The sequence below is a fragment of the Streptomyces maremycinicus genome, from assembly GCF_001184025.1.
Lineage (GTDB): Bacteria > Actinomycetota > Actinomycetes > Streptomycetales > Streptomycetaceae > Streptomyces > Streptomyces maremycinicus.
Map to the genome: position 1 here is coordinate 148,184 of NZ_BBYG01000024.1, position 21,446 is coordinate 169,629.

Consider the following 21,446-nt stretch of genomic DNA (forward strand, 5'->3'; position numbering starts at 1 on the left):
GCACGGGCGGGCGGGTCAGACGGCTTCGCCGGCCGGTACCGGCGCGGTGCCGGCGGGTGCGGGCTGCGGGGGCCGGGGCTTCCTGCTGCGGCTCCAGCGCTTCATCACCGGGTTCTCCACCAGGGTGTAGAGCAGCCAGGCGGCCAGCAGGTTCACCGCGAGCAGTGCCAGGAGCAGGCCGAGGCCCGGGAGGAGGTCGAAGGTGCGGCTGCCCAGGACCTCGGGCCGGCCGTAGAAGATCACCAGGGCCTGGAGGAGGTAGAAGGCGAAGGAGACGCTGCCCAGCCACACCATGGTCCGGCCGGCCAGCCAGCCGCGTTCGCCGCGCAGGTCCGCGGTGGCGGCGGCGCAGATGATCATGCCGATCGGGATGATCGTGGTGAGGCTGAAGTCGTAGGGGTCGGGGGCGGCCAGGGCGGCCCAGTAGCCGGCGGCGAAGGCGGCGGCCGACGGCAGCAGGCCGATGCGCGGCCAGCGGCCGGCGGCGACGATGCGGGCCAGGATCATGCCGAGCACGAACTCGAACAGGCGCGGCGGCGGGAACGCGTAGCTGAACCACTGCTGGTTCAGCGGCAGGTCGTATCCGGGGATGTCCATGCCGCGGGGGATGAACCGTGTCGCCAGGGCCACGCCCGCCACGCCGGCGACCGCCGCGGCGGCGTACAGCCACAGCCTGCGTTCGGCGATGCGCCGCACCCCGAGGATGAACAGGGGGAACAGGGCGTAGAAGAGGACCTCGGAACACAGCGACCAGGAGGGGAAGTTGACGCTCTGCACGGTGTCGGGCCGGTTGCTGAAGGCGTGGACCAGGGAGAGGTTGGCCAGCCAGGCGTGCAGCGGGGTGGAGGAGGCGAACAGCCACATGCACAGGGCCCAGGTGACGATGTGGTTGGGGTAGATCTTCAGTGCGCGGCGCCGCCAGAACGCCGTGGCCGGGTCGGTGGGGCTGGTGGACCAGGTCAGGACGAAGCCGCTGAGGACGAAGAAGAAGGACACGCCGATGGGTCCGGCGGGCAGGAAGAAGTCGGACAGTGATTTCGCCAGGTCCATGTCGGCGAAGAGGCTGGGCGGCGCGGTCGGCCGCACCGGGTTGCCGAGCATCAGGCTGTGGGTGAGGAACACCAGCAGGGCCGCCAGGAACCTCAGTCCGGTCAGCGAGGGAAGCGGGGGCCGGCGCTGCGGCTCACCGCTGGGGGTCGGTGCGGCGATCTGGTCAGCCATGCGCACGCCTGCCTTTCGGACGGACGAAACGGAGCGGGACGGAGCGGGACGGAGCAGAACGGGTCGGGAAGAGCGGGGACGCGTTCCGCGGTACGGCCGGGCATGCCGACGGACCGGCGGCCCGTACGGCCGCGGGGCGGCCGGGCACACCGGCGAGCTGTGCTGGTGCGGTGCGGCGGGCCCGCGCAGGCGGGCTGCGTCACTGCGGTGCGGTGAGTCCGCGCAGGCGGGCTGCGCCGCTGCGGTGCGGGTGGGCCTGCGCAGGCGGGCTGCGCCACTGCGGTGCGGCGTCGGCCAGGCCGGCCGGGGACGGCGGTTCGCGCGAGCGCGGTGGGAGCAGGTCCGGGGTGCGGGCGGGCTCGGGGGCGGGACGCGGGGCGGGCTGTCCGGCCGGGCGGGCGCGGCGCGGTGCGGTGCGGTGCGGGTGTGGGTCCCCCGCGGGGCGCCCGGGCATGCGGGCGGGCCGAGGGGGAAGACAGGAGGCTGCGCCGTTCGGGCGTTCAGTGGTTCTCGCCGGCGAAGGCGGCGGATGCGGCACCGTCCGCTGCCCCGGAGCGACTTCCGGGCAGGGGTGACGCCCGGGAATAGTGACACGGGCGGCGTCCCCCCGCCAAGAGCCCCTCACAGTGACGCAGGTCACCCCGGAAAGGGATCATGCGTTACGGGGACGGCGGCGCGGGCGACGGCTCGCACAGGTGCGCGTTCCGCCTCAAGTCAGTCTTGAGGCAATAAGAATGACGTTACGTCAGCCAAAGGTGCGGGGGGGCGGGCCGCCCGGGCGGGTGCCGTACCGGAGCGGGACGCGAGGGGGGCGAGGCTGCGTTTTCCCTCGGGTCGGCGGCCGTCCCGCCGGACGTGCTCGGGCCAAGTCCGGCCGTGTGCGGGGCGGATGAGGCCGAAGTCCGCCGCGGCCTGCGGCGCGATGGCGGCCCGGCCGGGGGTGGCGTTGGCCCATGTCCGTTGCCGTGCGGGGCTGCTGAGGCCGCGTCCGCTGCCGGCGGTGGCCTCGAGCCGGGGTGCGCGGGCGGCTCCGGGGACGGGCGGACCGCCCCCGGAGCCGGCCGGGGGCGGTACAGGTGTGCCCGTTCAGGTGCCGTTCAGGAGCCGGTGCGGGTCGGGGTGGCTTCGGCTTCGGCCGCCGCCCCGCTGGTGGCTTCGGCGACCGCGTCGCGCGGCTTGGAGTCCACCTTGTCCATCAGCACCAGGACCAGGACGGCCGCGACGACCAGGACGCCGGCCGCGGCGCGCAGGGCCAGGGCGTAGCCGTCGGTCTGCGCGATCTGCGGGAGGGTTCCGTCGGCGACGTGGTCGTTGACGTAGCGCAGGGCGAGCGGGACCAGGGTGGCCAGGCCGAGCGAGGCGCCGACCTGCTGCATCGCGGTCTGCACGCCGGAGCCCAGGCCCGCGTCCTGGCCGGTGACCTGGTGCAGCGCGCCGTTGGTGAGGGCCGGGTAGCCGACGGCGTTGAAGAAGCCGTACAGGAGCAGTCCGGGCATGATCCCGCCGACGAAGGAGGCGTCGGTGGCCAGGCCCGCGGCGGCGACGACGAATCCGCCGGCGCTGCCGAGGAACGAGATGATCAGGGTCGCCTTGACGCCGATGCGGGGCATCAGCGCGGTGGACACGCCCATGCCGACGCCGATGGCGAGGGTGAAGGGGATGTAGGACAGCCCTGTCTTCAGCGGGGAGTAGCCGAGGACCTGCTGGAGGTAGAGGGTCAGCAGGAAGGCGTAGGTGTAGAAGGCGGCGAGCGAGAGGACGCTGACGCCGTTGGACGTCACACGGGTGCGGTTGGTGAAGAACCGCAGGGGGATCATCGGGTCGGGGACGCGGGACTCCCACACGGCCATGAAGACCAGCAGGGCGAGGCCGCCCAGCAGCGGTGCCAGGACGTCGGCGGAGCCCCACGGGTCGTCGGCGGCCTGGAGCAGGCCGTACACGACCGCGACGAGACCGCCGGTGGCGCTGATCGCGCCGACGACGTCGACACGCTGGTCGGGGCGGCGGGCCATCCGGCTCTCCGGGATCACCCGCGGGACCATGATCAGCGCGAAGATCGCGATGGGGATGTTGATGTAGAAGATCCACCGCCAGTCGACCAGGTCGGTCAGCGAGCCGCCGACGACCGAGCCGATGGCGCTGCCCAGGGCCGCCATGCCGCCCCACAGGCCCAGGGCCTTGGTGCGTTCCTTGGCGTCGCGGAACAGGACGGGGATCAGGCCGAGCGCCGCCGGGCCGGCGAGCGCCTCGCCCAGGCCCTGGACGAACCGGCCGGCGACCAGCATGCCGGAGTTGGCGGCGGCGCCGCACACGGCCGAGGCCACGCCGAAGACCAGGACGCCGGCGATGAAGGTCAGCCGGCGGCCGTACATGTCGGCCAGGCGTCCGCCCAGCAGCAGGAATCCGCCGGCGGTCAGGACGTAGGCGTTGACCACCCACGCGAGGCCGCCGACGGAGAAGTCGAGGTCTTCCTCGATGTTGGGCAGGGCGATGTTCACGACGGTGACGTCCATCATGAGCATGAACTGCATCGCTGTCAGGACGGCCAGCGCCGTCCAGCGCCGCGGGTCGGCATCGACGAGGACGCCCGTCCCGCCTCGTGCTTCCTTGTCTGCGCTACTCATACCTAACCAGTTCCTCCGAGTGATCTTGCGGCTGGAGAAATCCGTCCGCGCGGCCGGCCGGCCGGCCCCTTGCCGCAGGTCGGGGCCGGCGAGCCGGCCGGCCGCCCGCCCGTTCGCGGGACGGTGTCGTCCGTCTCAGCACTACGACGTAGCGGATCCCCCGGATGTGACAGAGCGGGACTGCTTTGTTCGCCGGGTTCTCCGCGGCGTTGTCCGCGGCCGCGGACGCGGTGCCCCCGGGACGGGACCGGGCCCCGGGCCTGGACGGCCCGGGACCGGGAAAACCGGGGGGATCATCGGGCGGGATCACCAGTGGGATCCGCCCCGCGCGGCGCGGATCACCGGCGGGACCCGTTCCGCGCGGCGCCGGTCCGCGCACCGCCGCGCCGTCCCGCACGCGCACTGCCGTGCGGGCAGGCGCGCAACCTGCCGTGCGGGCACGGCAGGCCGGCCGCCGTGCAGGCGCGCATGCTGCCGTGCCGGCGTGCGCGGCAGCGCGGTGGCGGCATGCTCACCGCTCTGGCGCGCGTTGCGCACCTGCCGCGCCGGCGCCGGGGCGGGCCGGCGGGTGCCGGGTCAGCCCAGGTAGCGCTGGATGGTCGGGGTGAGCAGCTCGATCAGCTCCTCGCTGGAGGCCGAGGCGACCGGCTCCAGCTCCACGACGTAGCGCAGCAGGACCACGCCCCAGACCTGTCCCGCCGCCGCGTTGATGTTGATCGCCGGCACCTTGAGGGTCTCGGCCGCCTGGTAGATGTCCATGCCGGCGATGCCGATCGCCTTGCCCGCCTCGGCGAAGAGCTGGTTGGCGAGGAAGCCGCGCATCTGCTCCGCGCCCTCCTTGCCGTTGACCGCGGCCTTCAGGATCCCGAGGAGCTTCGGCCTGACCTGGGGGTCCTCCCACAGTACGAAGGCCGCGCGCAGAAGGCTCCCGGCCAGCTGCTCGCGCGGCCCGTCGAGCGCCGCCGCGCCGGCCTCCCCCAGGACGCCGCCCAGCGAGTCCAGGGCTGCGGCGCGTTCTTGGGCCTCAAGAGCTTCGGACATTTCTCCTCCAGATATCACTGATATCACTGCTGTCACTGATGTCGCCGGTACTGCTCCGCTGCCGTTGCCGGCATCCGGAATGCCGTTCGTCGTCCGGTGCCGGCCGGCGCGGTTTTCGGCTAGGCGCCGCGCTGGGCGGCCACGAGCTTTTCGAACGTGTCGGCCAGCGGCAGGTTGTCCCAGAAGGCGGGAGGCCTGCGGTAGTAGACCCCGAGCTTGTGGTATTCCTCGGTGCGCGAGAGCGTGGCGCCGTAGACGAGGACCCGCTCGCCTTCGTACTCGTGCGGGGCGTTCTGCGCGAACAGCTCGATCTCGGGGTGGAGCGTGGTGGGATATGCCGCCTGGTCCGGGCTCACCACGGAGAAGCAGATCCGCGAGATGTCCGCGGAGTCCCAGCTGAAGGTGGGGTAGATCGAGAACGACTTCTGGATGAACTCCAGCAGCGGTGCGCTCGGCTCGGGCAGTCCGGTGTCGCTGAGCAGCGACAGGGCGGTCTTCTCCTCGACGGGCGCGGCCATGAAGTAGATGTTCATGGTCTTGCTGATGTAGTCGACCCCGATGATGGATATGCGGTTGTCCAGGCCGATGGAGGCGAAGGTGCGGGCGTGTTCGGCCACGCTGCGCGGCATGGACGGGATCTCGGCGAGGGTGGAGAGCTTCCCCAGGTTGTCCAGGGGGAAGAAGACGTAGGTCTTCTTGAAGCCGCCGACGACTCCGGCCTCGACACCGAAGAAGCTGACATCGCACCGCTCCGCGATGTCCGAGGCCAGGGTGGAGACCGGGTGGTCCGTCTCCTCGATGAAGCCGTTCGCGACGGCGATCTTGTAGGGGTCGCCCACCTCGGTGGGCACCGTGAAGTTGTAGTCGATCTCTCCTCGGTACTTCTCGCCGCCGGCCATGGCGAGCACGACCACGGACTCGTCCGAGATGTCGTCACCGAACGCGGTCAGGACCGACAGGACCTTGTCCCGCGTGTAGGGGACGTCCAGCAGACCCGACGCCTCCTCGATGGCGGCGTAGACGGCTTCCGCTTTCGTTGCTCCGGACATTACTCCTCCAGGGTTCGACCTTTGTTTTTCCGAACAGGAAGTGCAGCGACGAAATGCGCCGGGTTTTACCAGGGCTCGCACCGTGAAGGGGCCGATTCCGGGCGACCGTACCATTCGTCCGTGACTTCCGTCAGACGGACCGCTTCATATCCGCTCGATATCCGCTCGATATCGGCTGGAAACCGGCTCGAGGTGTTCCGTGCTTTCAGGCGATCTTCGTCGCGGACAGGAGCGCCTCTACGGTGAGTGCGTGCGGCGGCAGATTGGCGGGGTCGTCGGTGATCGCCTTGGTGACCTGGAATCCGCATTCTTCCAGCCAGCTCTGCCACGTCGACAGTTTCTGCGGCCCGCCCTGCCCCATGGTGCAGCCGATGAAGAAACTGGGATAGAAATCGACGGTGTAGTTTTCGGTGTCCTTGATGTCCTCGGGGAACACCGGGACCAGGACGTGGACCTGTCCGCCTGCTTCCAGTGACTGGTTGACGCCTTCGAGGATGCGGAACACGTCGCTCTTGTCGAACATGGGCAGGAAGTGCTTGATCAGCACCACGTCGAATCCCTTGGGGACTTCTTCGAAGACGTCACCGCCGATGAATGAGCAGTGTTCTTCCACGCCGTGGGCCCGGAAGTTCTCCAGGCATTCCTTTTCCTTTTCGGGCAGGTCGAAGGTGGTCACCGTGAGGCCGGGCGACTTCTTCAGCCGCAAGGTGTTGACGGCGCCCAGACCGGTGTTCCCGGCGAGGTCGAGCACCCTGGACCCGGCCGGGACGTCGACGTTGTCGAAGAACCAGGGGTCGACGTGGGCGGTGACGGTGTTCATCAGCTTCGCCCACGGCTCGCGCAGTTCGGGCAGCTCGGCGAGCGCGCCGTAGAGGTCTCCGTCGTAGCCGTAGAGCTCCTTGAGGCCGACGGTGGTGCCGGTGCGCACGCTCTCGGTGAGGTAGAACAGCTGGCGCAGCGTGACCGCCTTGATCATGTCCAGGTCGGCGAGGACCTGGCCGAGCTCCTTGTCGGCGACGCCTTCGAGTCCGTCCAGGGCGTAGGTGCCGGACGTGTCGTCGTAGGCGACGAAGCCTTCCTTGACCAGCAGGAGCAGCAGCTGCTGCACGGCGTCCGGCTTGGCGCCGGCGACCTCGCCCAGCTCGGCGGCCGTGCGGCCGGGGCGCTCGCGGAGCGCGTCGATGATGCCCAGCTCGAAGCAGGACAGCAGGGTCATGAACCGGGAGGGTCCCACCAGGTATTCACGAAACCGCGCGAGCGTGGCTTCTGGCGTCATGTCACTGACCTCATTCTCTTCGGCCGCCGGGCGCGGCCTCGCGGCGGCACATACGGTGCGGGGCAGGGGCGGGTCGGGGGTCGTCTCGTCGGGGTGCCCGGGCGGCACGAGCGGGGCCTCGGCTCAGCGGGCGCGCAGGATCGCCGGGCTGACCGAACCCAGGACGCGGCGGTGGATGTCCAGGGCCGCCGTGGACTTGTTGAGGGTGATGTAGTGCAGGCCGGGGGCGCCCTCGGCGAGCAGGCGTTCGGCCATGGCGGTGGCGTGCTCGACGCCGATGCGGTGGCCGTCCGCGGGGTTGTCGCGGGCCGCGTGCAGGCGGGCGGCGAGGGCCTCGGGGAAGGCGGCGTCGGACAGTTCGGCGAAGCGGGCGATCTGCCGGTGGTCGGTGGCCGGCATGATCTCCGGGATGATCGGGATGTCGCAGCCGGCGGCCGCGACCCGGTCGCGCAGCCGCAGGTAGTCCTCCACGTGGAAGAACATCTGGGTGATCGCGTAGTCGGCGCCCGCCCTGCACTTGGCGACGAAGTGCCCGATGTCGGACTCCCAGTCGCGTGAGCGGGGGTGGCGCTCGGGGAACGCGGCCACCCCGATCCTGAAGTCGCCCAGCGAGCGGACCAGTTCGACCAGCTCGCTGGCGTAGGTGAAGCCCTGCGGGTGGGGTGTCCAGGCGCCCTTGGGGTCGCCCGGCGGGTCGCCGCGCAGGACCAGGACGTCGCGGATGCCGGCGTCCGCGTACCGGCCGATGATGTGGCGCAGTTCGGCGACCGGGTGGCCGACGGCGGTCAGGTGGGCGACCGGGCGCAGGGTCGTCTCGGCGGCGATGCGCCGGGTGACGGCGACGGTGCGGTCGCGGGAGGAGCCGCCGGCGCCGTAGGTCACGGACACGAAGTCCGGGCGCAGCGGCTCGATCCGGCGGATCGCCTTCCACAGGGTCTGCTCCCCCGCGGCCGTCTTGGGCGGGAAGAACTCGAAGGAGAACGTCACCGCGGGCCGCCTTGCGCCACCGGCACCGCCCGCATCCGGCACCGCCGGCCACGGCCCTGCCGGATGCGGGGCCGCCTGCTGGGAGGCGGCCGGATGCGGCACGTGCCGTGAGGCGGGGGCCGGTTCCCGCACGCCCGTACCCGCCGCGCCCGTCGCGAACGCCGTATCCGTGGCGGCCGCCGCGGGCGCCGTGCCTGGCGCGGCCGTCGTAGTCGTCGCGGGCGCCGTGCCTGGCGCGGCCGTCGTAGTCGTCGCGGTCGCCGTGCCTGGCGCGGCCGTCGTAGTCGTCGCGGCTGTCGCGGCTGGGGTACCCGTCGCGGCTGTCGCGGTCGTCGGGGCTGGGGTGGCTGCGGTGGTGGGGTGGGGCCGGGCGGGGGTCATGACACGCCTGCCAGGCGGGGTTCGGCGGCGCGGGCCGCGTCGTCGCCGTAGGTGCGGGCGATGCGGTCGCTCAGGTCGGCGGCGAGGAGTTTGTACTCCTGGGTGCCGACCGACTCCAGCACGGTGGTGGCCAGGGCGCAGCCGAGCCGGGCGGCCTGTTCGTGCGGCCACTGCCAGGCCAGTGCGGCGAGGAAGCCGGCCCGGAAGGCGTCGCCCGCGCCGGTGGGGTCGGCGATCCTCTGCGCGGGCACGGCCGGTATGTGCAGGCGGGGGGCGTCACGGCGGTCCAGGTTCACCCCGTCGGCGCCCAGCGTGGTGATCCAGGTGCCGGTCCGCCGGAGGATGTCCTGCTCGCTCCAGCCGGTGCGTTCCTTCAGCAGGGCGGCCTCGTAGGCGTTGGTGAACAGCCAGGTCGCGCCCTCGACCAGGCGGCGGGCCTGTTCGCGGTCCAGGCGGGCCAGTTGCTGGGAGGGGTCGGCGGCGACGGGGATGCCGAGGCGGTGGGCGGTGGCGGTGTGCCGCAGCATGGCCGCGGGGTCGTCGGCGCCGACGAGGACGAGTTCCACACCGGTGCGGCCGGCGGTGGCGGCCAGGTCGATGTCGCCGGCCTCGGCCATGGCGCCGGCGTAGAAGGTGGCGATCTGGTTCTGGTCGGCGTCGGTGGTGCACACGAAGCGCGCGGTGTGCAGGGTGTCGCTGACGCGCACCGCGGAGGTGTCGACGCCGGCGGCCCGCAGCCAGGCGCCGTACTCGGCGAAGTCCGTGCCCGCCGCGCCGACCAGGAGCGGGTCGCAGCCCAGCAGGCCGAGGCCGAAGGCGATGTTGGCGGCGACACCGCCGCGGCGCACCTCCAGCCGGTCGGCGAGGAAGGACAGGGAGACCCGCTCGAGCTGTCCTTCTATCAGCTGTTCGGTGAAGCGTCCGGGGAACACCATCAGGTGGTCGGTCGCGATCGATCCGGTCACGGCGATACGCACGGCAGGTGCTCCTCGTGGCGGTCGGGAGAACGGCAAGCGGAATGCGGCATGCGGGTGCGGCATGCGGGTGCGGGTGCGGGGTGTGGTGGTGCGGGAGGGGACCGGAAGCGGGGAGCGGTGGGACGGGGGGTGCCACCGCTCCCCGCCGGTCCGGGCGCCGCCGGGTGTGCGCGGCGCTGGTTTCGCGGTCAGCCCGCGGCGACGGCCGCGCGCAGGGCGTCGGCGCGGTCGGTGCGCTCCCAGGTGAAGTCCGCCAGTTCGCGGCCGAAGTGGCCGTAGGCGGCGCTCTGGGCGTAGATGGGGCGCAGCAGGTCGAGGTCGCGGATGATCGCGGCGGGGCGCAGGTCGAAGACGGCGGTGATGGCGTCCTCGATCTTCTCGGCGGGGACCGTGCTGGTGCCGAAGGTCTCCACGAACAGGCCGACCGGTTCGGCCTTGCCGATGGCGTAGGCGACCTGGACCTCGCAGCGCGCGGCGAGTCCGGCGGCGACGACGTTCTTGGCGACCCAGCGCATCGCGTAGGCGGCGCTGCGGTCGACCTTGGAGGGGTCCTTGCCGGAGAAGGCGCCGCCGCCGTGGCGGGCCATGCCGCCGTAGGTGTCGATGATGATCTTGCGGCCGGTGAGTCCGGCGTCGCCCATCGGGCCGCCGATCTCGAAGCGGCCGGTGGGGTTGACCAGGAGGCGGTGGCCGTCGGTGTCGAGTTTGATGCCGTCCTCGGCGAGCGCGGCCAGGACGGGCTCGACGACGTGGGTGCGGATGTCGGGGGTGAGCAGGGCGTCGAGGTCGATGTCGCTGGCGTGCTGGGAGGAGACCACGACGGTGTCCAGGCGGACCGGGCGGCTGCCGTCGTACTCGATGGTGACCTGGGTCTTGCCGTCCGGGCGCAGGTAGGGGACGGTGCCGTCCTTGCGGACCTCGGTCAGGCGGCGGGCCAGGCGGTGGGCCAGCTCGATCGGCAGCGGCATCAGGGCGGGGGTCTCGTCGCTGGCGTAGCCGAACATCAGGCCCTGGTCGCCGGCGCCCTGCCGGTCCAGTTCGTCCTCGTCGCGCTCGCTGCCGACGCGGACCTCGTAGGCGGTGTCGACGCCCTGGGCGATGTCGGCCGACTGGGCGCCGATGGACACCGACACGCCGCAGGAGGCGCCGTCGAATCCCTTGGCGGAGGAGTCGTAGCCGATGTCGAGGATCTTCTGGCGGACCAGGGTGGCGATGTCGGCGTAGGCGGAGGTCGTCACCTCGCCGGCGATGTGCACCTGGCCGGTGGTGATCAGGGTCTCGACCGCGACGCGGGAGGCGGGGTCCTGGCGCAGCAGCGCGTCCAGGACGGTGTCGCTGATCTGGTCGGCGATCTTGTCGGGATGTCCCTCGGTCACGGATTCCGAGGTGAACAGGCGGCGGGACATGACACTCCAGAACGGTGGTGGGCGGGCACGGGCGAGCACGGTGCGCGAGGGGCGAGAGCCGGGGGGTGAGGGGCGGGGCTGTCTGCCCCGGCCGGGACGGCCGCCGGCCCGGCTTGCGTGCCGGGGCGGCGGCCGGGAGGGGTCCGGCCGGGGCAGGCGGGGCGGCCGGTGGCGGGTCAGGCCCGGTTCTTCAGCTGGTCGCTGATCCGGGCGGCCAGGGCGAGCCGCTGCACCTTGAGGGTGGCGGTGCGCGGCAGTTCGGCCTGCGGGATCTGGACGGGGTCGGCGAGCTGGGGGAAGGCGGCGACGGCCTTGCGCCAGCGCTCGAGGTCCAGGGGCTGGTCGTCGCGGGTGCAGATCACCGGGATCGCCTCGGCGGCGGGGCCCTGGATGACGACGAGTTCGCTCAGCTCGGGCAGCTTGCCCAGGACGAGGTCCTCGACCTCCAGGGAGCTGCGGACCCCGGGGATCATGTCGACCTCGCGGTCGAGCATGTGCAGGCAGCCGAACCGGGTGAAGTAGCCGACGTCCCCGGTGCGCCACCAGTCGCCGAAGCGGTTGGTGTCGTAGCGGTCCTGCTCGGCGAAGTACGTCTTGGCCAGACCCGGCCAGGCGACCTCGATGAAACCGGGGTTCTTCTCCGAGGGCCGCTTGCCGTCCCGGCTCACCACCCGGACCTTCGCCGCTCCCGCGGGCATCTGCCAGCCCACGCAGCGGCCGTTGGCCTTGTGGGCGGAGCCGCGGAAGTAGGCGCGGCCGACGGCGGGTCCGACCTCGCTCTGCCCGTAGATCTGGAAGAAGAACGCGCCGCGCCGCTCGGAGGACTTCAGCAGCCGGCTCATCGTGCCGGGGTGGATCGCGTCGAAGGTGCTGCTGAAGTACTTGACCGAGGCGAACGGCTTGCGCGGGTCCTCGGCCAGGCCCTCCCACTCCATCAGCGAGTTGGGCAGCGCCTCGATGAACCCGGGCCGGTTGGCGCGGAACAGGTCGGCGACCGTGTCGGGGTCCGACTCGTTCATCAGCAGGACCGGCATCTCCCGCAGCAGGGCCAGGGCCATCGCCGCGACCATGCGCGAGTGCACGAAGGAGATGTGCACCGCGACGGTCTCCGGCTCACGCATCAAGGAGAGCAGCCGCCACTGCGGCTTGAGCCGGATGCCCTGGGTGCGGGGGGTGTGCACGACCAGCTTGGGCAGCCCGGTGGTGCCCGAGGTGTGGGTGATGACGGCGGCCTCGTCGATCGGCCGCACCACCGGCCGCACCCGCGGCGCGCCGGCGAACTTGCCGAGCGACTGCGCCCCCGGCCGCTCACCGGACACGATGATCACCCGCCGGGTCAGCTCCGCGACCGGCACCTCGGCCAGCACGTCGAGTTTGTGCTCGTCGGTCAGCAGGTTGGGCCGGCCGACCCGTTCCAGCAGGGCGCCGACCGTCTTGGCGTCCAGGCCGGGCGAGAGCATCACCGGGATCGCGCCGATCCGGGACGCGGCGCAGGCCAGCACCCACACGTCGGCGTTGGCCTTCTTGTGGACCACGATGTGCTCGTCGGGCCGCACGCCCGCCGCCCACAGCCGGGCCGCGAGGTCGTCCACGAGGTCGGCGAGGCGGGAGACCGTCAGGTTGCGGCCGGTCTCGGGCGCGACGTCGAGATCGTGGTCGAGGGTGATCGGTGTCGCGCCGTTGACGGCCGCGGCCATGGCCGGCAGCAGGCCGATGTGAAGACCGCGCTTCTGTATCGATTGGTAGGCCACAGAGCCCTTCATCGGGGCTGCTCCTTTGCGTGGGCGAGGGACGTTCGGGCTGTCACCGGCGGGTGCGGGAGGCCGCCGCGCACGCGGCGGCACTCCGTACGGCAGATACGGCGGATACGGCGGGCACGGTGAGGCCGGCAGGCACGGCGAGGCCGGTGAGGCCGGCGGCCGCGAGGCCGACAGGCACGGCGAGGCCGGCGAGGCCGACAGGCACGGCGAGGCCGACAGGCACGGCGAGGCCGACAGGCACGACAGATACGGCGGGACCGGCGGGTTCACCGCGCGGGGTGTGATCTACCTGCTGGTCGGACTGCTGGCGCTCCAGCGGGCACGACAGGTACGGCGGGCACGGTGAGACCGGCAGGTACGGCGGGGCCGGGAGCCGGCGGCGGCAGGACCGCTCCGGTCGCCGTCACGGCAGGGCCGGCGGCCGGGAAGGGCCCCTCCCCCGGGAGCAGTTGTGCATGCTCCCGGGGAACGGGGGGCGGGTGTGCCGTCCCCGTTCCGGGGGGAGACGCAGGCCCCCCCCGGGGGGGGGTGGGGGCGTCCCGGGGGGGGTGGGGGGCGCCCGGGGCGGGGCGCCCTGTCCTTCGGGGGCGTCAGGAGGTGGCGCGGCCGGCCTTGAGGGCTGCGGCGGTCTCCGCGACGCGCCGGGCCTGGTGGGCGGCGGCGGCCAGCACCGCTTCGCCGGGCGCGGCGCCGGAGCCGCCGACGCCGGCGACGTGCGAGGTGCCGTAGGGGTTGCCCGTCTGGAACTGGATGGGGTCGGTGTAGCCGGGCGGCACGATGATGCCGCCCCAGTGGTAGAAGGTGTTGCTCAGCGCCAGGATGGTGGACTCCTGGCCGCCGTGGGCGGTGCCGGAGGCGGTGAACGCGGAGACGACCTTGTCGGCCAGTCCGCCCTGCTGCCACAGGCCGCCCGCGGTGTCGATGAACGCCTTGAGCTGGCTGGCCACGTTGCCGAAGCGGGTGGGGGTGCCGAACAGCACCGCGTCCGCCCAGCTGAGGTCGTCCAGGGTGGCCTCGGCGACGTCGGCGGTGTCCTGGAGGTGCTGGGCCCAGGCCGGGTTGGCCTGGACCGCCTGCGGCGGGGCCAGTTCGCGGACCTTGCGCAGGCGCACGGTCGCGCCCGCCTTCTCCGCGCCCTCGGCGGCGGCCTTCGCCAGGGCGTGCACGGTGCCGGTGGAGCTGTAGTAGATGACGGAGACGTTCACGGGTGCCATATCCGGTTTCCTTGTCTTGGTTGCGGTGGATCGGGTGGTCCACGGGGCCGGGCCGCCCCGCGCCACGGGGCGGGCTGCCGGACTGCCGGGCTGCCGGACTGCCGTGCTGCCGGGCGGGTGCCGCTAGCGGGCGAGGACCAGCGTGGCGGGGGGCGCGGAGTGGAAGGTGACGTCCGTGAAGCCGGCCTTGAGCAGCCAGTCGCGGTAGTCGCTCTGCCGCCAGGTGCTGCCCTGTTTGCTCTTGAGGAGCATTTCCGAGGCGAAGATCAGCGGGAAGGCCGGGCCGCTGCGGTCGTCGTCGACGACGTAGTCGTTGACGACGAGGGTGCCGCCGGGTTTGAGGGCCTGGCGCAGCCGGGTGAAGACCTCCACGTTGGACTCCGGGCCCTCCTGGTGGGCGATGTGGGAGTACAGCGCGATGTCGTAGCGGGCGGTGCCGAAGTCGGTGGTGTGGAAGTCGCCGTCGACGGTGGTGAAGCGGTCGCCGACGCCGCGTTCGTCGACGAGGCGGCGGGCGATGGCGTTGATCGGTGCCCAGTCGAGCTGGGTGGCGCGGGCGTCCGGGTTGGTCTCGAGCCAGATGCCGGAGTAGATGCCCGAGCCGCCGCCGACGTCGAGGATGGAGATCTCGCCGGCGCCGGCCAGGCCGAGGACGTCGGCGGCGAGGGTGGCGGCGGGTACCGACTGTGCGGCGATGGCGGTGACGATCTCCTGCCAGTGCGGGTTGTTGGCGACTTCCACCACGACCTCGCTGACCGGTCCCCCGGCGCGGACCACGTCGGGCAGGCCGGTGAGGGCGCCCATGTGGGACAGCTTGAGCCTGGCGAAGTTGCTCAGGCTGGCGGGCTTGCCGTCGACCAGGTAGGCGGAGGCCTCGGGGGTGTTGCGGTAGCGGCCCTGCTCGAGGGTGACCAGGGCGATGCTGACGAGGCCGTCGAGGAGGGTCTGGGCGCCGCGTTCGGAGATGTCGGCGCGGGCGGCCAGTTCGGTGGCGTTGCCCGCGCCGTCCTCGAGGTGGGTGAACAGGTGGTGGGCGGCCGCGGCGCCCAGGACGCCGGTGGCCCAGTAGCCGTTGATCAGCCGCAGGACGTTGTCCGGTGACGGCGGGCTGTCGCTCATGCTGCCCCTCCTAGGGCCGGGGAGGACGACGCGTGGGTGCGGACCGCGCTGCGCAGCGCGGTGGCGACCCGTTCGGCCTGGTGGGCGGAGAGTTCCGCGTGCATGGGGATGGCGAGGTTGCGGCGGAAGAGGTCCGCCGAGACGGGGCAGGTCTGCTTGGACTCGAACACGGGCTGCACGTGGGTGGCCCAGGTGCCGTGTCCGCAGCCGATGCCCTGGGCGCGCAGTTCGGCGGCGACCGCCGAACGGTCCACGCGCGGGTCCAGGGTGACCATGTAGGACTGCCAGGCGTGGGTGCGGTCCTCGGGCACGTGGGGCAGCGTCAGGAGTTCTTCGCCGGCCAGGAGTTCGCCGTAGTGGGCGGCGACGGCGGCGCGCCGGTCGAGGAGTTCGCCGATCCGGCCCAGCTGGACCTGGAGGATCGCGGCGGCGATGTCGGAGAGTTTGAAGTTGTAGCCGATCTCGGTGAATTCGGGGATGGGCAGGCCGACGACCTCGGCGATGTCGAAGATGCTGCCGATGCCGAAGGAGGAGCGCAGCCGGGCGTCGGCGGCGATCTTCGCGTCGGCGGCGAGCAGGGCGCCGCCCTCGCCGCTGGTGGCGCCCTTGCGGCCGTGGAAGGACAGGCAGCCGACCTCGGCGAGGGCGCCGGCCTGGCGGCCCTGGTAGGTGGCGCCGACGGCGCAGGCGGCGTCCTCGACGAGGAACAGGCCGTGGCGGTCGGCGATCTCCTGGAGCGGCGCGTAGTCGGCGGGGACGCCGACGGTGTCGACGGCGATGATGCCGACGGTGCGGGCGGTGACCAGGTCGGCGACGGCCTGCGGGTCGACGGTGCCGGTGTCGGGGCGGACGTCGGCGAAGACGGGGACCGCGTCGAGGTAGCGCACGGCGTGGGCGGGTGCGGGGAAGGTGTAGTCGGCGACGATCACCTCGTCGCCGGGTGTGACGCCGAGGGCGAGCAGGGCCAGGTGCAGTGCGGCGCCGCAGTTGCTGACCGCGACGGCGTCGCCGACGCCGTACTTCTGGGCGAGCTGGGCTTCCAGGGCCTTGCCCCGGGGGCCCTGGCCGGCCGGCCAGCCGGAGGCGAACACCTCGGCGACCGCGGCCAGTTCCTGTTCTCCCAGACTGGCGTGGACCAGGGGGATCGGTTCCATCGTGTGTCGTCTCCCGTCAGGCGCCGGGCCGGGCGGCCGGGTCTGCGGCCGGTGGCGTGGAAGGGGCGGGTGGTGTGTAGCGCAGCGGGGTGATCTGGCTGACGTCGTAGCGTTTGCGCATCTGCTCGACGGCGGCGGGGTCCACCGAGGTGCCGCGGGACCAGATCTCGGCGATCTCCTCGAAGTAGAGCTCGTGGTCGGGTGAGGGGTAGCTCTGGAAGAGCATCCGGGCGGGTCTGTCGGTGGCGTTGCGGAAGGCGTGCGGGGTGCCGGGGGGCACGAACATGCAGGCGCCCTCGCCCGCGCGCACGACGCGGTCGCCGCCGGGGGACTCCCAGTCGTGCCAGGTGTCCTCGGTGCGGTGGGCCGGCTCGAAGGCCAGCAGGTCCAGTTCGCCTTCCAGGACGTAGAAGAACTCCTGGGAATGGCTGTGCACGTGCGCCCCGACGTCGAATCCGGGCGGCACGACCACCTCGAAGATCGAGATGGAGGAGCCCTGGGCCTCGGTGGCCTTGAAGGTGACTTCCTGCGCCGGGGTGATCAGCTTGCGTCCCGCACCCGGGGGGACGATGAGGTCGGTCATACGCTTCGCTTCCTTGACGGTTGCGGGCCGGGGAGGTCAGCCGATGCTGCGCGGGCTGTCGTCGGCCCAGGTGCCGAGCGCCATCTCGGCGGTGATGCCGGGGCCGAATCCCGCGATCAGACCGGTGGCGCCGGGAGCGGGGGTGTCCTCCTCGAACAGCCGGCGGGCGGCTTCCAGGACGACGGCGCTGGCGATGTTGCCGTACTCGCTCAGGGTCGACCAGCTGTGCCGGAACACGTCGCGGTCGACTTCGAGGAACTTGGCGAGGTCGTCGAGGATGCGCGGTCCGCCGGCGTGGATGATGTAGAAGTCGAGCTTGCCGGCGTCCCAGCTGTGGTCCTTGGCCAGTTCGCGCAGGACGGGGGCGAGGGGTTCCATCGTGCCGGGCACGCGGCGGTCCAGCTGGAAGTGGAAGCCGGTGTCGCGTACCGCGTAGGAGATCCAGTCCTCGGTGTTGGGGATGAGGTAGGAGGCGTTGCGTTCCAGTTCGATGCCGGTGCCGCCCAGGCCGCGTACGACGGCGGCGGCGACCGCGTCGCCGAACAGGCCGTCGGACAGCAGGGATCCGATGTCGTCGGCGGTGGGCTGGTAGCACAGCGAGCACAGTTCGCAGGCGACGATGAGGACGTTGCTGCCGGGGTGGGCCAGGCAGAAGTCGTGGGCGCGGTTGATGGCCGCGCCGCCGGCCGCGCAGCCGAGCTGGGCGATGGGGATCTGCCGGGTGTCGGAGCGCAGGCCCATCTTGTTGATCAGCCATGCCGTCAGGGACGGCATCAGGAAGCCGGTGCACGACACGTAGATGATGGCGTCGATGTCACGGGCGGTCAGTTCGGCGTTGGCCAGGGCCTCTTCGATGACCGCGGGGCAGCGCTTCTTCGACTCGAGCTCGTAGATGCGGTTGCGCTCTTCGAATCCGGGGTGGTGCAGCGTCTTCTCGATGGGCTGGACGATGTGCCGCTTCTTCACGCCCGTGTTGCGGATCAGGCGCAGGGCCAAGGGAAGCTGCGGCTTGCCGGCATGCGCCTCTTCGGCAAATTCCAGAGTCTCTTCGACTGTGATGACATGTTCCGGCGCGTGCATCGCCGGTTTGCATAGCCTTGGCATATATCTGGAATCCACTTCTTCTGGAGTCTCGACAGCAAGGGCAGTGGGACGTGGAGCCGGCGGCAGGCCGCCTGCGCCTGCCTCCCTCGGTGTGGTGGTCTTTCGCGATGGCCCGCACCCCCGCCGTGCGGCGGCGCCCGCGTCAGCCCCGGTGGCCCAGGTGGCCCAGGTGGCCCAGGTCGCCTCGATGACCTCGGCGGCCTCGGTGGCGGGTGCCGGCGGGCGGGGTGCGGTTCCGGGTGCGGGTGCGGTCGGACGCCGCAGGGCCCCCTGCCGGGCAGCCCCTCCCCCGCCACCGCCACCGCCCCCACTCACGGCCCGTGTCCCGCCGTCCGCAGGTGACATGACGTGCCGTCACCCGCGGGCATGCCGGACGGGCCGGGCGGGCGGCGGGGTGTGGGGGTGAGGCGGCGGCGGGCGGCAGGGGCCTGTGCGTGCCGGGGGCGCGCCGTGTGCCGGCCTTGCCGGGAAAAGGAGTTCGGCCGCCCGGAGCGGGCGGCCGGCTGCCGTGGATCACAGGGGGCTCGGTCCCGCTGTGGCGCGGACCGGCGGTACCCGCACTCAATCCGCTGCCTCGTAAATGTTTTCGGGCAGGGAAGGCGTGCAGAAATCGTGACACGGGCCGGGCCCTGACGCCAGAACACCACCAGGTGACGCGGGTCACACCCGGTCCGCGGCCCCCACCGGCGCCGACACGGCCCGGCACCTGCGCCCGCGGCCGCCCCAACTCCTCGCTCGTGCATGCGAGTTACGGACGCGGCGGGCGGGAGGGGCCTGGACGGGGGCGGCGGGTGGCTGGGGACGGCAGCCGGCCGAAGGGGGGCGGCGGCGCGGCTGAGGCACAGGCAGCCGGGCCGGGAGGTACAGCGGAAACGTGGCGGGTACGGGTACGTACCCGTATCCTTGCGGGGTGGGAAGGAGTACGACGATGCCCGATGCCAATGTCCGCATCCCCGAGGAAGCCAAGGACCGCCTGGCCGCGATCGCCGCCGCCGAGGGGTTGTCACTGCGCGCGTATCTGGCCCGTCTCGCCGAGACGATGCTGACCCCGGCCGAGCGTGCCGAGCGGGCGGCAAAGGCGCTGGCCGCGCTCAAGGAATGGAACGGCTACGCGCCGAGTGCCGCCGAGGAGCGGGACCTGGACAGCGAGCTGGACCGGCGCCTGGCCCAGGCGGCCGGCCGGTGAGCGACGCCCTGCACATCGTCTTGGACGACACCGCGATGACAGCGGCCGGCCAGGGCAACATCCTGGCTTCCCGGCTGATCCACCGTGCGCACGCAGAATCGGGCTGGTTCCTGTATGCACCGGCCTGTGCGCTGGTGGAAGCCGACCGCACCCGGCCCGGCACGGCCGAGCACCTGGCCTCGCTGCCCGGCATCACCGTCCTGGATCTGGACCTGGCCGCCGCTCTGGCCGTCGCACGGGAGGCCACATGGGCCGCAGCGCACAGCCGGCAGGCGGCGCAGCCCACCCCTGAGCGTCCCGACGGCGCGGTCATCGCCACCACCGCGCCGCAGCGGTGGGCGGGAGAACCGGTCCGGGTGCTGGACCTCACCTCCTGAGCACCGCACCCCGGCCGGGCGGGCTGTCACAGCGGTGGGGCGATGCGGGGTGAGGGGGCGCTGCCGAGGAGGGCGAGTACCTCGGCGACGGTCTCGGTGCCGTCGAGGTCGGGCATCCGGCGCAGCAGCCGGGCGCACTGGCCGGCCAGCAGGGCGGCGTCGGTGTCGCCGAGGCGGGCCCGGTCGTGGACGACGGTGAGCAGCCGTGAGCCGTCGGTGTCCTCGCGGGCGAGCAGGGCGACGGGCAGCAGGGGGTGCGCGCCGCTGGCGTGGCGGTGCCCGAAGCGGATGCCGGCGTCGGCGAGCCGGGCCTGGAGGTCGGGCAGCGGGCGCGGGGCGGGTTCCAGGGAGACCAGGCTCTGGAGGCGGCGGGCCGGGCGGCCGGCCCACTCCTGGATCTGGCGGGGGCAGACCCATTCGTAGCCCGACATGTCCAGGGCCCGCTCGCGCAGGTCCGCCAGCAGCCGGCCGATCGGGCGGCCGGCCTCGACCAGGGCGCTCATCGGCAGACAGCTGCGCAGCGGGCCGACCAGCCGCTCGGCGCATTCCAGGGGGATGCCGCGCCCGGAGACGGTGACGCCGAAGCCCACCGGGACGGCCCCGCCGGTGTCCGCCGCGCGGTACAGCAGCAGCGCCCACACCGTGTGCAGCACGCTGGAGTCCGGCAGGCCCTGGCCGGCCGCCCACCGGTGCAGGCGTTCGGTGTCGGCGGCGGCCAGCCGCGCCTCGGCGCGGCCGGAGCCGTTCTGCCCGGTGGGCGGGCCGGGCCGCGCGGGCAGCACGGCGGAGTTCTCCTCCGGCAGGACCGAGCGGAAGTACTCCCGTGCGGCGGTGATGTCCTGGCACTCCAGCCAGTGCAGCCAGTCCCGCACGTCGGGCCGGCGTTCACCGCCGGGCAGCACGCCGCCGCCGAGGTAGGCGCGGCTGAACTCGTTGTGGAGCACGGCGACGCTGAGGACGTCCAGCAGCCCGTGGTGGAAGGTGAGCAGGACCCGGGTGACGCCGGGGTCGCCGGTGTCGACGAGGGTGATGCGCAGCGGGCCGGGGCTGCCCAGGTCGAAGCCGTGCAGCCGGTCCTGCTCCAGCAGTTCGTCGAAGTCGACGGTGCCCGCGCGGTGGCGTACGACCTCGGGGCGGGCGCTGAGGTGGAAGACCAGGCGGGGTGTGGGCGCCCATTCCAGCGCGCCTCGGAGAATCGTTTCTCTGTCGATGACGGACTGCCAGGCGGCGGTGAACCGCTCGGTGTCCAGCGGCCCGTACCAGTGCCACCAGACCTGTTCCACATGCCGGCCGGTGGTCCGGTTCACGGCGGAGGCCAGCAGCGCGCCGCAGCGCAGCCAGGGGGCCTGCACGGGCGGCCGTGCGGCGCGCGCGGGTGCGGTGGGGCGGCGGTCGGTACGGATCCACGCGCGGCGCCGGCGGCTCGACCTCGCCATGTCTCGTCCTCCTCGCAGTCGCCGGCGCGCCCCGCCAGGACCGCGGGTCACCGTGATCCCGCCGGAGCGGCTTACCCGGGTGTGGCACTCCCCGGCGCATCATGCAGCACCGTCCCGTCAGCGCCCTGACAGCGTGCCGACGCGGCTCGAGCACCGCTCGTGAACGCCTGGGCGACGGCTGGGGCCGCACGGTCCCGCCGCCCGGACGGCCGCCGCGCGACGGCCGACTGCCGCCCAGCGATGCCCCGGTGACGGCACACCGGGCCCCGCCGCTCCCGGCCCCGCACCCACGGCGCGCCGCCTTGCCCGCCACGCCTGGACGCGCGTGCCACCGCCGGTACGGGACAGCGGCACCGGCCGTGCGGTGCGGTGCGTCGCGCCGCGGTGTTCGCGGCGCGGTGTTCGCGGCGCGGTGTTCGCGGCGCGGTGTTCGCGGCGCGGGCGTCGCGGTGTTCGCGGCGCGGGCGTCGCGGTGCGGTGCGGTGCGGGCGTCGCGGTGCGGTGCGGTGCGGGCGTCGCGGTGCGGTGCGGGCGTCGCGGTGCGGTGCGGT

At 72.7% G+C, this 21,446-nt stretch carries 19 protein-coding genes; 3 read left to right on the forward strand and 16 right to left on the reverse strand.

Annotated elements, in window-relative coordinates; all coding sequences use genetic code 11:
• Positions 1 to 15: 15 nt before the first annotated feature.
• The 10 genes from AOQ37_RS35440 to AOQ37_RS35480 form a co-directional block, all read right to left on the reverse strand.
• Positions 16 to 1,221 (reverse strand): acyltransferase family protein, encoded by a 1,206-nt coding sequence (locus AOQ37_RS35440; protein WP_078890531.1) that lies wholly within the window; start codon positions 1,219 to 1,221, stop codon positions 16 to 18.
• Positions 1,222 to 1,420: 199 nt separating this feature from the next.
• Positions 1,421 to 1,675: a hypothetical protein gene (locus AOQ37_RS40640; protein WP_159401427.1), complete on the reverse strand. Its 255-nt coding sequence runs from the start codon at positions 1,673 to 1,675 to the stop codon at positions 1,421 to 1,423.
• A gap of 643 nt (positions 1,676 to 2,318) precedes the next feature.
• The gene (locus AOQ37_RS35445; protein WP_062650806.1) at positions 2,319 to 3,845 is read right to left on the reverse strand and encodes an MFS transporter; all 1,527 of its coding nucleotides are present in this window, start codon (positions 3,843 to 3,845) and stop codon (positions 2,319 to 2,321) included.
• A 576-nt stretch (positions 3,846 to 4,421) separates the two neighbouring features.
• Entirely contained in the window at positions 4,422 to 4,886 is a 465-nt protein-coding gene (locus tag AOQ37_RS35450) for a TetR/AcrR family transcriptional regulator (RefSeq protein ID WP_062650808.1), read from the reverse strand.
• A gap of 119 nt (positions 4,887 to 5,005) precedes the next feature.
• Positions 5,006 to 5,935, reverse strand: coding sequence for an aromatic prenyltransferase (locus AOQ37_RS35455; protein ID WP_062650810.1), 930 nt, complete (start codon positions 5,933 to 5,935; stop codon positions 5,006 to 5,008).
• A gap of 205 nt (positions 5,936 to 6,140) precedes the next feature.
• Positions 6,141 to 7,211, reverse strand: coding sequence for a methyltransferase (locus AOQ37_RS35460; protein WP_199825140.1), 1,071 nt, complete (start codon positions 7,209 to 7,211; stop codon positions 6,141 to 6,143).
• Between the two features lie 123 nt (positions 7,212 to 7,334).
• A complete protein-coding gene (gene metF / locus AOQ37_RS35465) occupies positions 7,335 to 8,198 on the reverse strand; it encodes a methylenetetrahydrofolate reductase [NAD(P)H] (protein WP_234437123.1) in 864 nt (287 codons plus the stop codon).
• Between the two features lie 377 nt (positions 8,199 to 8,575).
• Positions 8,576 to 9,556 (reverse strand): carbohydrate kinase family protein, encoded by a 981-nt coding sequence (locus tag AOQ37_RS35470; protein WP_062650815.1) that lies wholly within the window; start codon positions 9,554 to 9,556, stop codon positions 8,576 to 8,578.
• A gap of 188 nt (positions 9,557 to 9,744) precedes the next feature.
• Positions 9,745 to 10,962, reverse strand: a complete 1,218-nt coding sequence (metK, locus tag AOQ37_RS35475) for a methionine adenosyltransferase (RefSeq protein WP_062650817.1) — start codon at positions 10,960 to 10,962, stop codon at positions 9,745 to 9,747.
• Positions 10,963 to 11,138: 176 nt separating this feature from the next.
• Positions 11,139 to 12,725, reverse strand: coding sequence for a class I adenylate-forming enzyme family protein (locus AOQ37_RS35480; RefSeq protein ID WP_062650819.1), 1,587 nt, complete (start codon positions 12,723 to 12,725; stop codon positions 11,139 to 11,141).
• 13 nt (positions 12,726 to 12,738) lie between these two features.
• Here AOQ37_RS35480 and AOQ37_RS35485 point away from each other — a divergent pair, with 13 nt between their 5' ends.
• Entirely contained in the window at positions 12,739 to 13,068 is a 330-nt protein-coding gene (locus AOQ37_RS35485) for a hypothetical protein (RefSeq protein WP_062650821.1), read from the forward strand.
• 244 nt (positions 13,069 to 13,312) lie between these two features.
• On the opposite strand, the gene wrbA is transcribed toward AOQ37_RS35485, so the two are convergent.
• From wrbA to AOQ37_RS35510, 5 genes are all read right to left on the reverse strand, one after another.
• Positions 13,313 to 13,936, reverse strand: coding sequence for an NAD(P)H:quinone oxidoreductase (gene wrbA, locus AOQ37_RS35490; RefSeq protein WP_062650823.1), 624 nt, complete (start codon positions 13,934 to 13,936; stop codon positions 13,313 to 13,315).
• A gap of 123 nt (positions 13,937 to 14,059) precedes the next feature.
• The gene (locus AOQ37_RS35495; RefSeq protein ID WP_062650825.1) at positions 14,060 to 15,055 is read right to left on the reverse strand and encodes a class I SAM-dependent methyltransferase; all 996 of its coding nucleotides are present in this window, start codon (positions 15,053 to 15,055) and stop codon (positions 14,060 to 14,062) included.
• Positions 15,052 to 16,209, reverse strand: a complete 1,158-nt coding sequence (locus AOQ37_RS35500) for a DegT/DnrJ/EryC1/StrS family aminotransferase (protein WP_062650828.1) — start codon at positions 16,207 to 16,209, stop codon at positions 15,052 to 15,054. The genes AOQ37_RS35495 and AOQ37_RS35500 overlap by 4 nt, the downstream gene beginning before the upstream one ends.
• A 16-nt stretch (positions 16,210 to 16,225) precedes the next feature.
• Positions 16,226 to 16,792 (reverse strand): cupin domain-containing protein, encoded by a 567-nt coding sequence (locus tag AOQ37_RS35505; RefSeq protein ID WP_062650830.1) that lies wholly within the window; start codon positions 16,790 to 16,792, stop codon positions 16,226 to 16,228.
• A gap of 36 nt (positions 16,793 to 16,828) precedes the next feature.
• Entirely contained in the window at positions 16,829 to 17,896 is a 1,068-nt protein-coding gene (locus tag AOQ37_RS35510) for a type III polyketide synthase (RefSeq protein WP_062650831.1), read from the reverse strand.
• A gap of 928 nt (positions 17,897 to 18,824) precedes the next feature.
• Between AOQ37_RS35510 and AOQ37_RS35515 the strand changes: the two genes are divergently transcribed.
• Positions 18,825 to 19,082 carry a hypothetical protein gene (locus AOQ37_RS35515; RefSeq protein WP_062650833.1) on the forward strand — a complete coding sequence of 86 codons (258 nt, stop codon included), beginning with the start codon at positions 18,825 to 18,827 and terminating at the stop codon, positions 19,080 to 19,082.
• Complete coding sequence (locus tag AOQ37_RS35520) at positions 19,079 to 19,459, forward strand: PIN domain-containing protein (protein ID WP_199825141.1); 381 nt, start codon at positions 19,079 to 19,081, stop codon at positions 19,457 to 19,459. Before AOQ37_RS35515 ends, AOQ37_RS35520 begins: the two co-directional genes overlap by 4 nt.
• Before the next feature lie 26 nt (positions 19,460 to 19,485).
• Here the strand turns inward: AOQ37_RS35520 and AOQ37_RS35525 are convergent, their stop codons facing one another.
• On the reverse strand, positions 19,486 to 20,895 hold the full coding sequence (locus AOQ37_RS35525) for a condensation domain-containing protein (RefSeq protein WP_062650838.1): 1,410 nt from the start codon (positions 20,893 to 20,895) through the stop codon (positions 19,486 to 19,488).
• Positions 20,896 to 21,446: the final 551 nt, after the last annotated feature.

Excerpts from the sequence above, each read along its gene's own strand:
- AOQ37_RS35440 (WP_078890531.1), bottom strand. The coding sequence starts at position 1,221 with ATGGCTGACCAGATCGCCGCACCGACCCCCAGCGGTGAGCCGCAGCGC.
- AOQ37_RS40640 (WP_159401427.1), bottom strand. The coding sequence starts at position 1,675 with ATGCCCGGGCGCCCCGCGGGGGACCCACACCCGCACCGCACCGCACCG.
- AOQ37_RS35445 (WP_062650806.1), bottom strand. The coding sequence starts at position 3,845 with ATGAGTAGCGCAGACAAGGAAGCACGAGGCGGGACGGGCGTCCTCGTC.
- AOQ37_RS35450 (WP_062650808.1), bottom strand. The coding sequence starts at position 4,886 with ATGTCCGAAGCTCTTGAGGCCCAAGAACGCGCCGCAGCCCTGGACTCG.
- AOQ37_RS35455 (WP_062650810.1), bottom strand. The coding sequence starts at position 5,935 with ATGTCCGGAGCAACGAAAGCGGAAGCCGTCTACGCCGCCATCGAGGAG.
- AOQ37_RS35460 (WP_199825140.1), bottom strand. The coding sequence starts at position 7,211 with ATGACGCCAGAAGCCACGCTCGCGCGGTTTCGTGAATACCTGGTGGGA.
- metK (WP_062650817.1), bottom strand. The coding sequence starts at position 10,962 with ATGTCCCGCCGCCTGTTCACCTCGGAATCCGTGACCGAGGGACATCCC.
- AOQ37_RS35480 (WP_062650819.1), bottom strand. The coding sequence starts at position 12,725 with ATGAAGGGCTCTGTGGCCTACCAATCGATACAGAAGCGCGGTCTTCAC.
- wrbA (WP_062650823.1), bottom strand. The coding sequence starts at position 13,936 with ATGGCACCCGTGAACGTCTCCGTCATCTACTACAGCTCCACCGGCACC.
- AOQ37_RS35495 (WP_062650825.1), bottom strand. The coding sequence starts at position 15,055 with ATGAGCGACAGCCCGCCGTCACCGGACAACGTCCTGCGGCTGATCAAC.
- AOQ37_RS35500 (WP_062650828.1), bottom strand. The coding sequence starts at position 16,209 with ATGGAACCGATCCCCCTGGTCCACGCCAGTCTGGGAGAACAGGAACTG.
- AOQ37_RS35505 (WP_062650830.1), bottom strand. The coding sequence starts at position 16,792 with ATGACCGACCTCATCGTCCCCCCGGGTGCGGGACGCAAGCTGATCACC.
- AOQ37_RS35510 (WP_062650831.1), bottom strand. The coding sequence starts at position 17,896 with ATGCCAAGGCTATGCAAACCGGCGATGCACGCGCCGGAACATGTCATC.
- AOQ37_RS35515 (WP_062650833.1), top strand. The coding sequence starts at position 18,825 with ATGCCCGATGCCAATGTCCGCATCCCCGAGGAAGCCAAGGACCGCCTG.
- AOQ37_RS35525 (WP_062650838.1), bottom strand. The coding sequence starts at position 20,895 with ATGGCGAGGTCGAGCCGCCGGCGCCGCGCGTGGATCCGTACCGACCGC.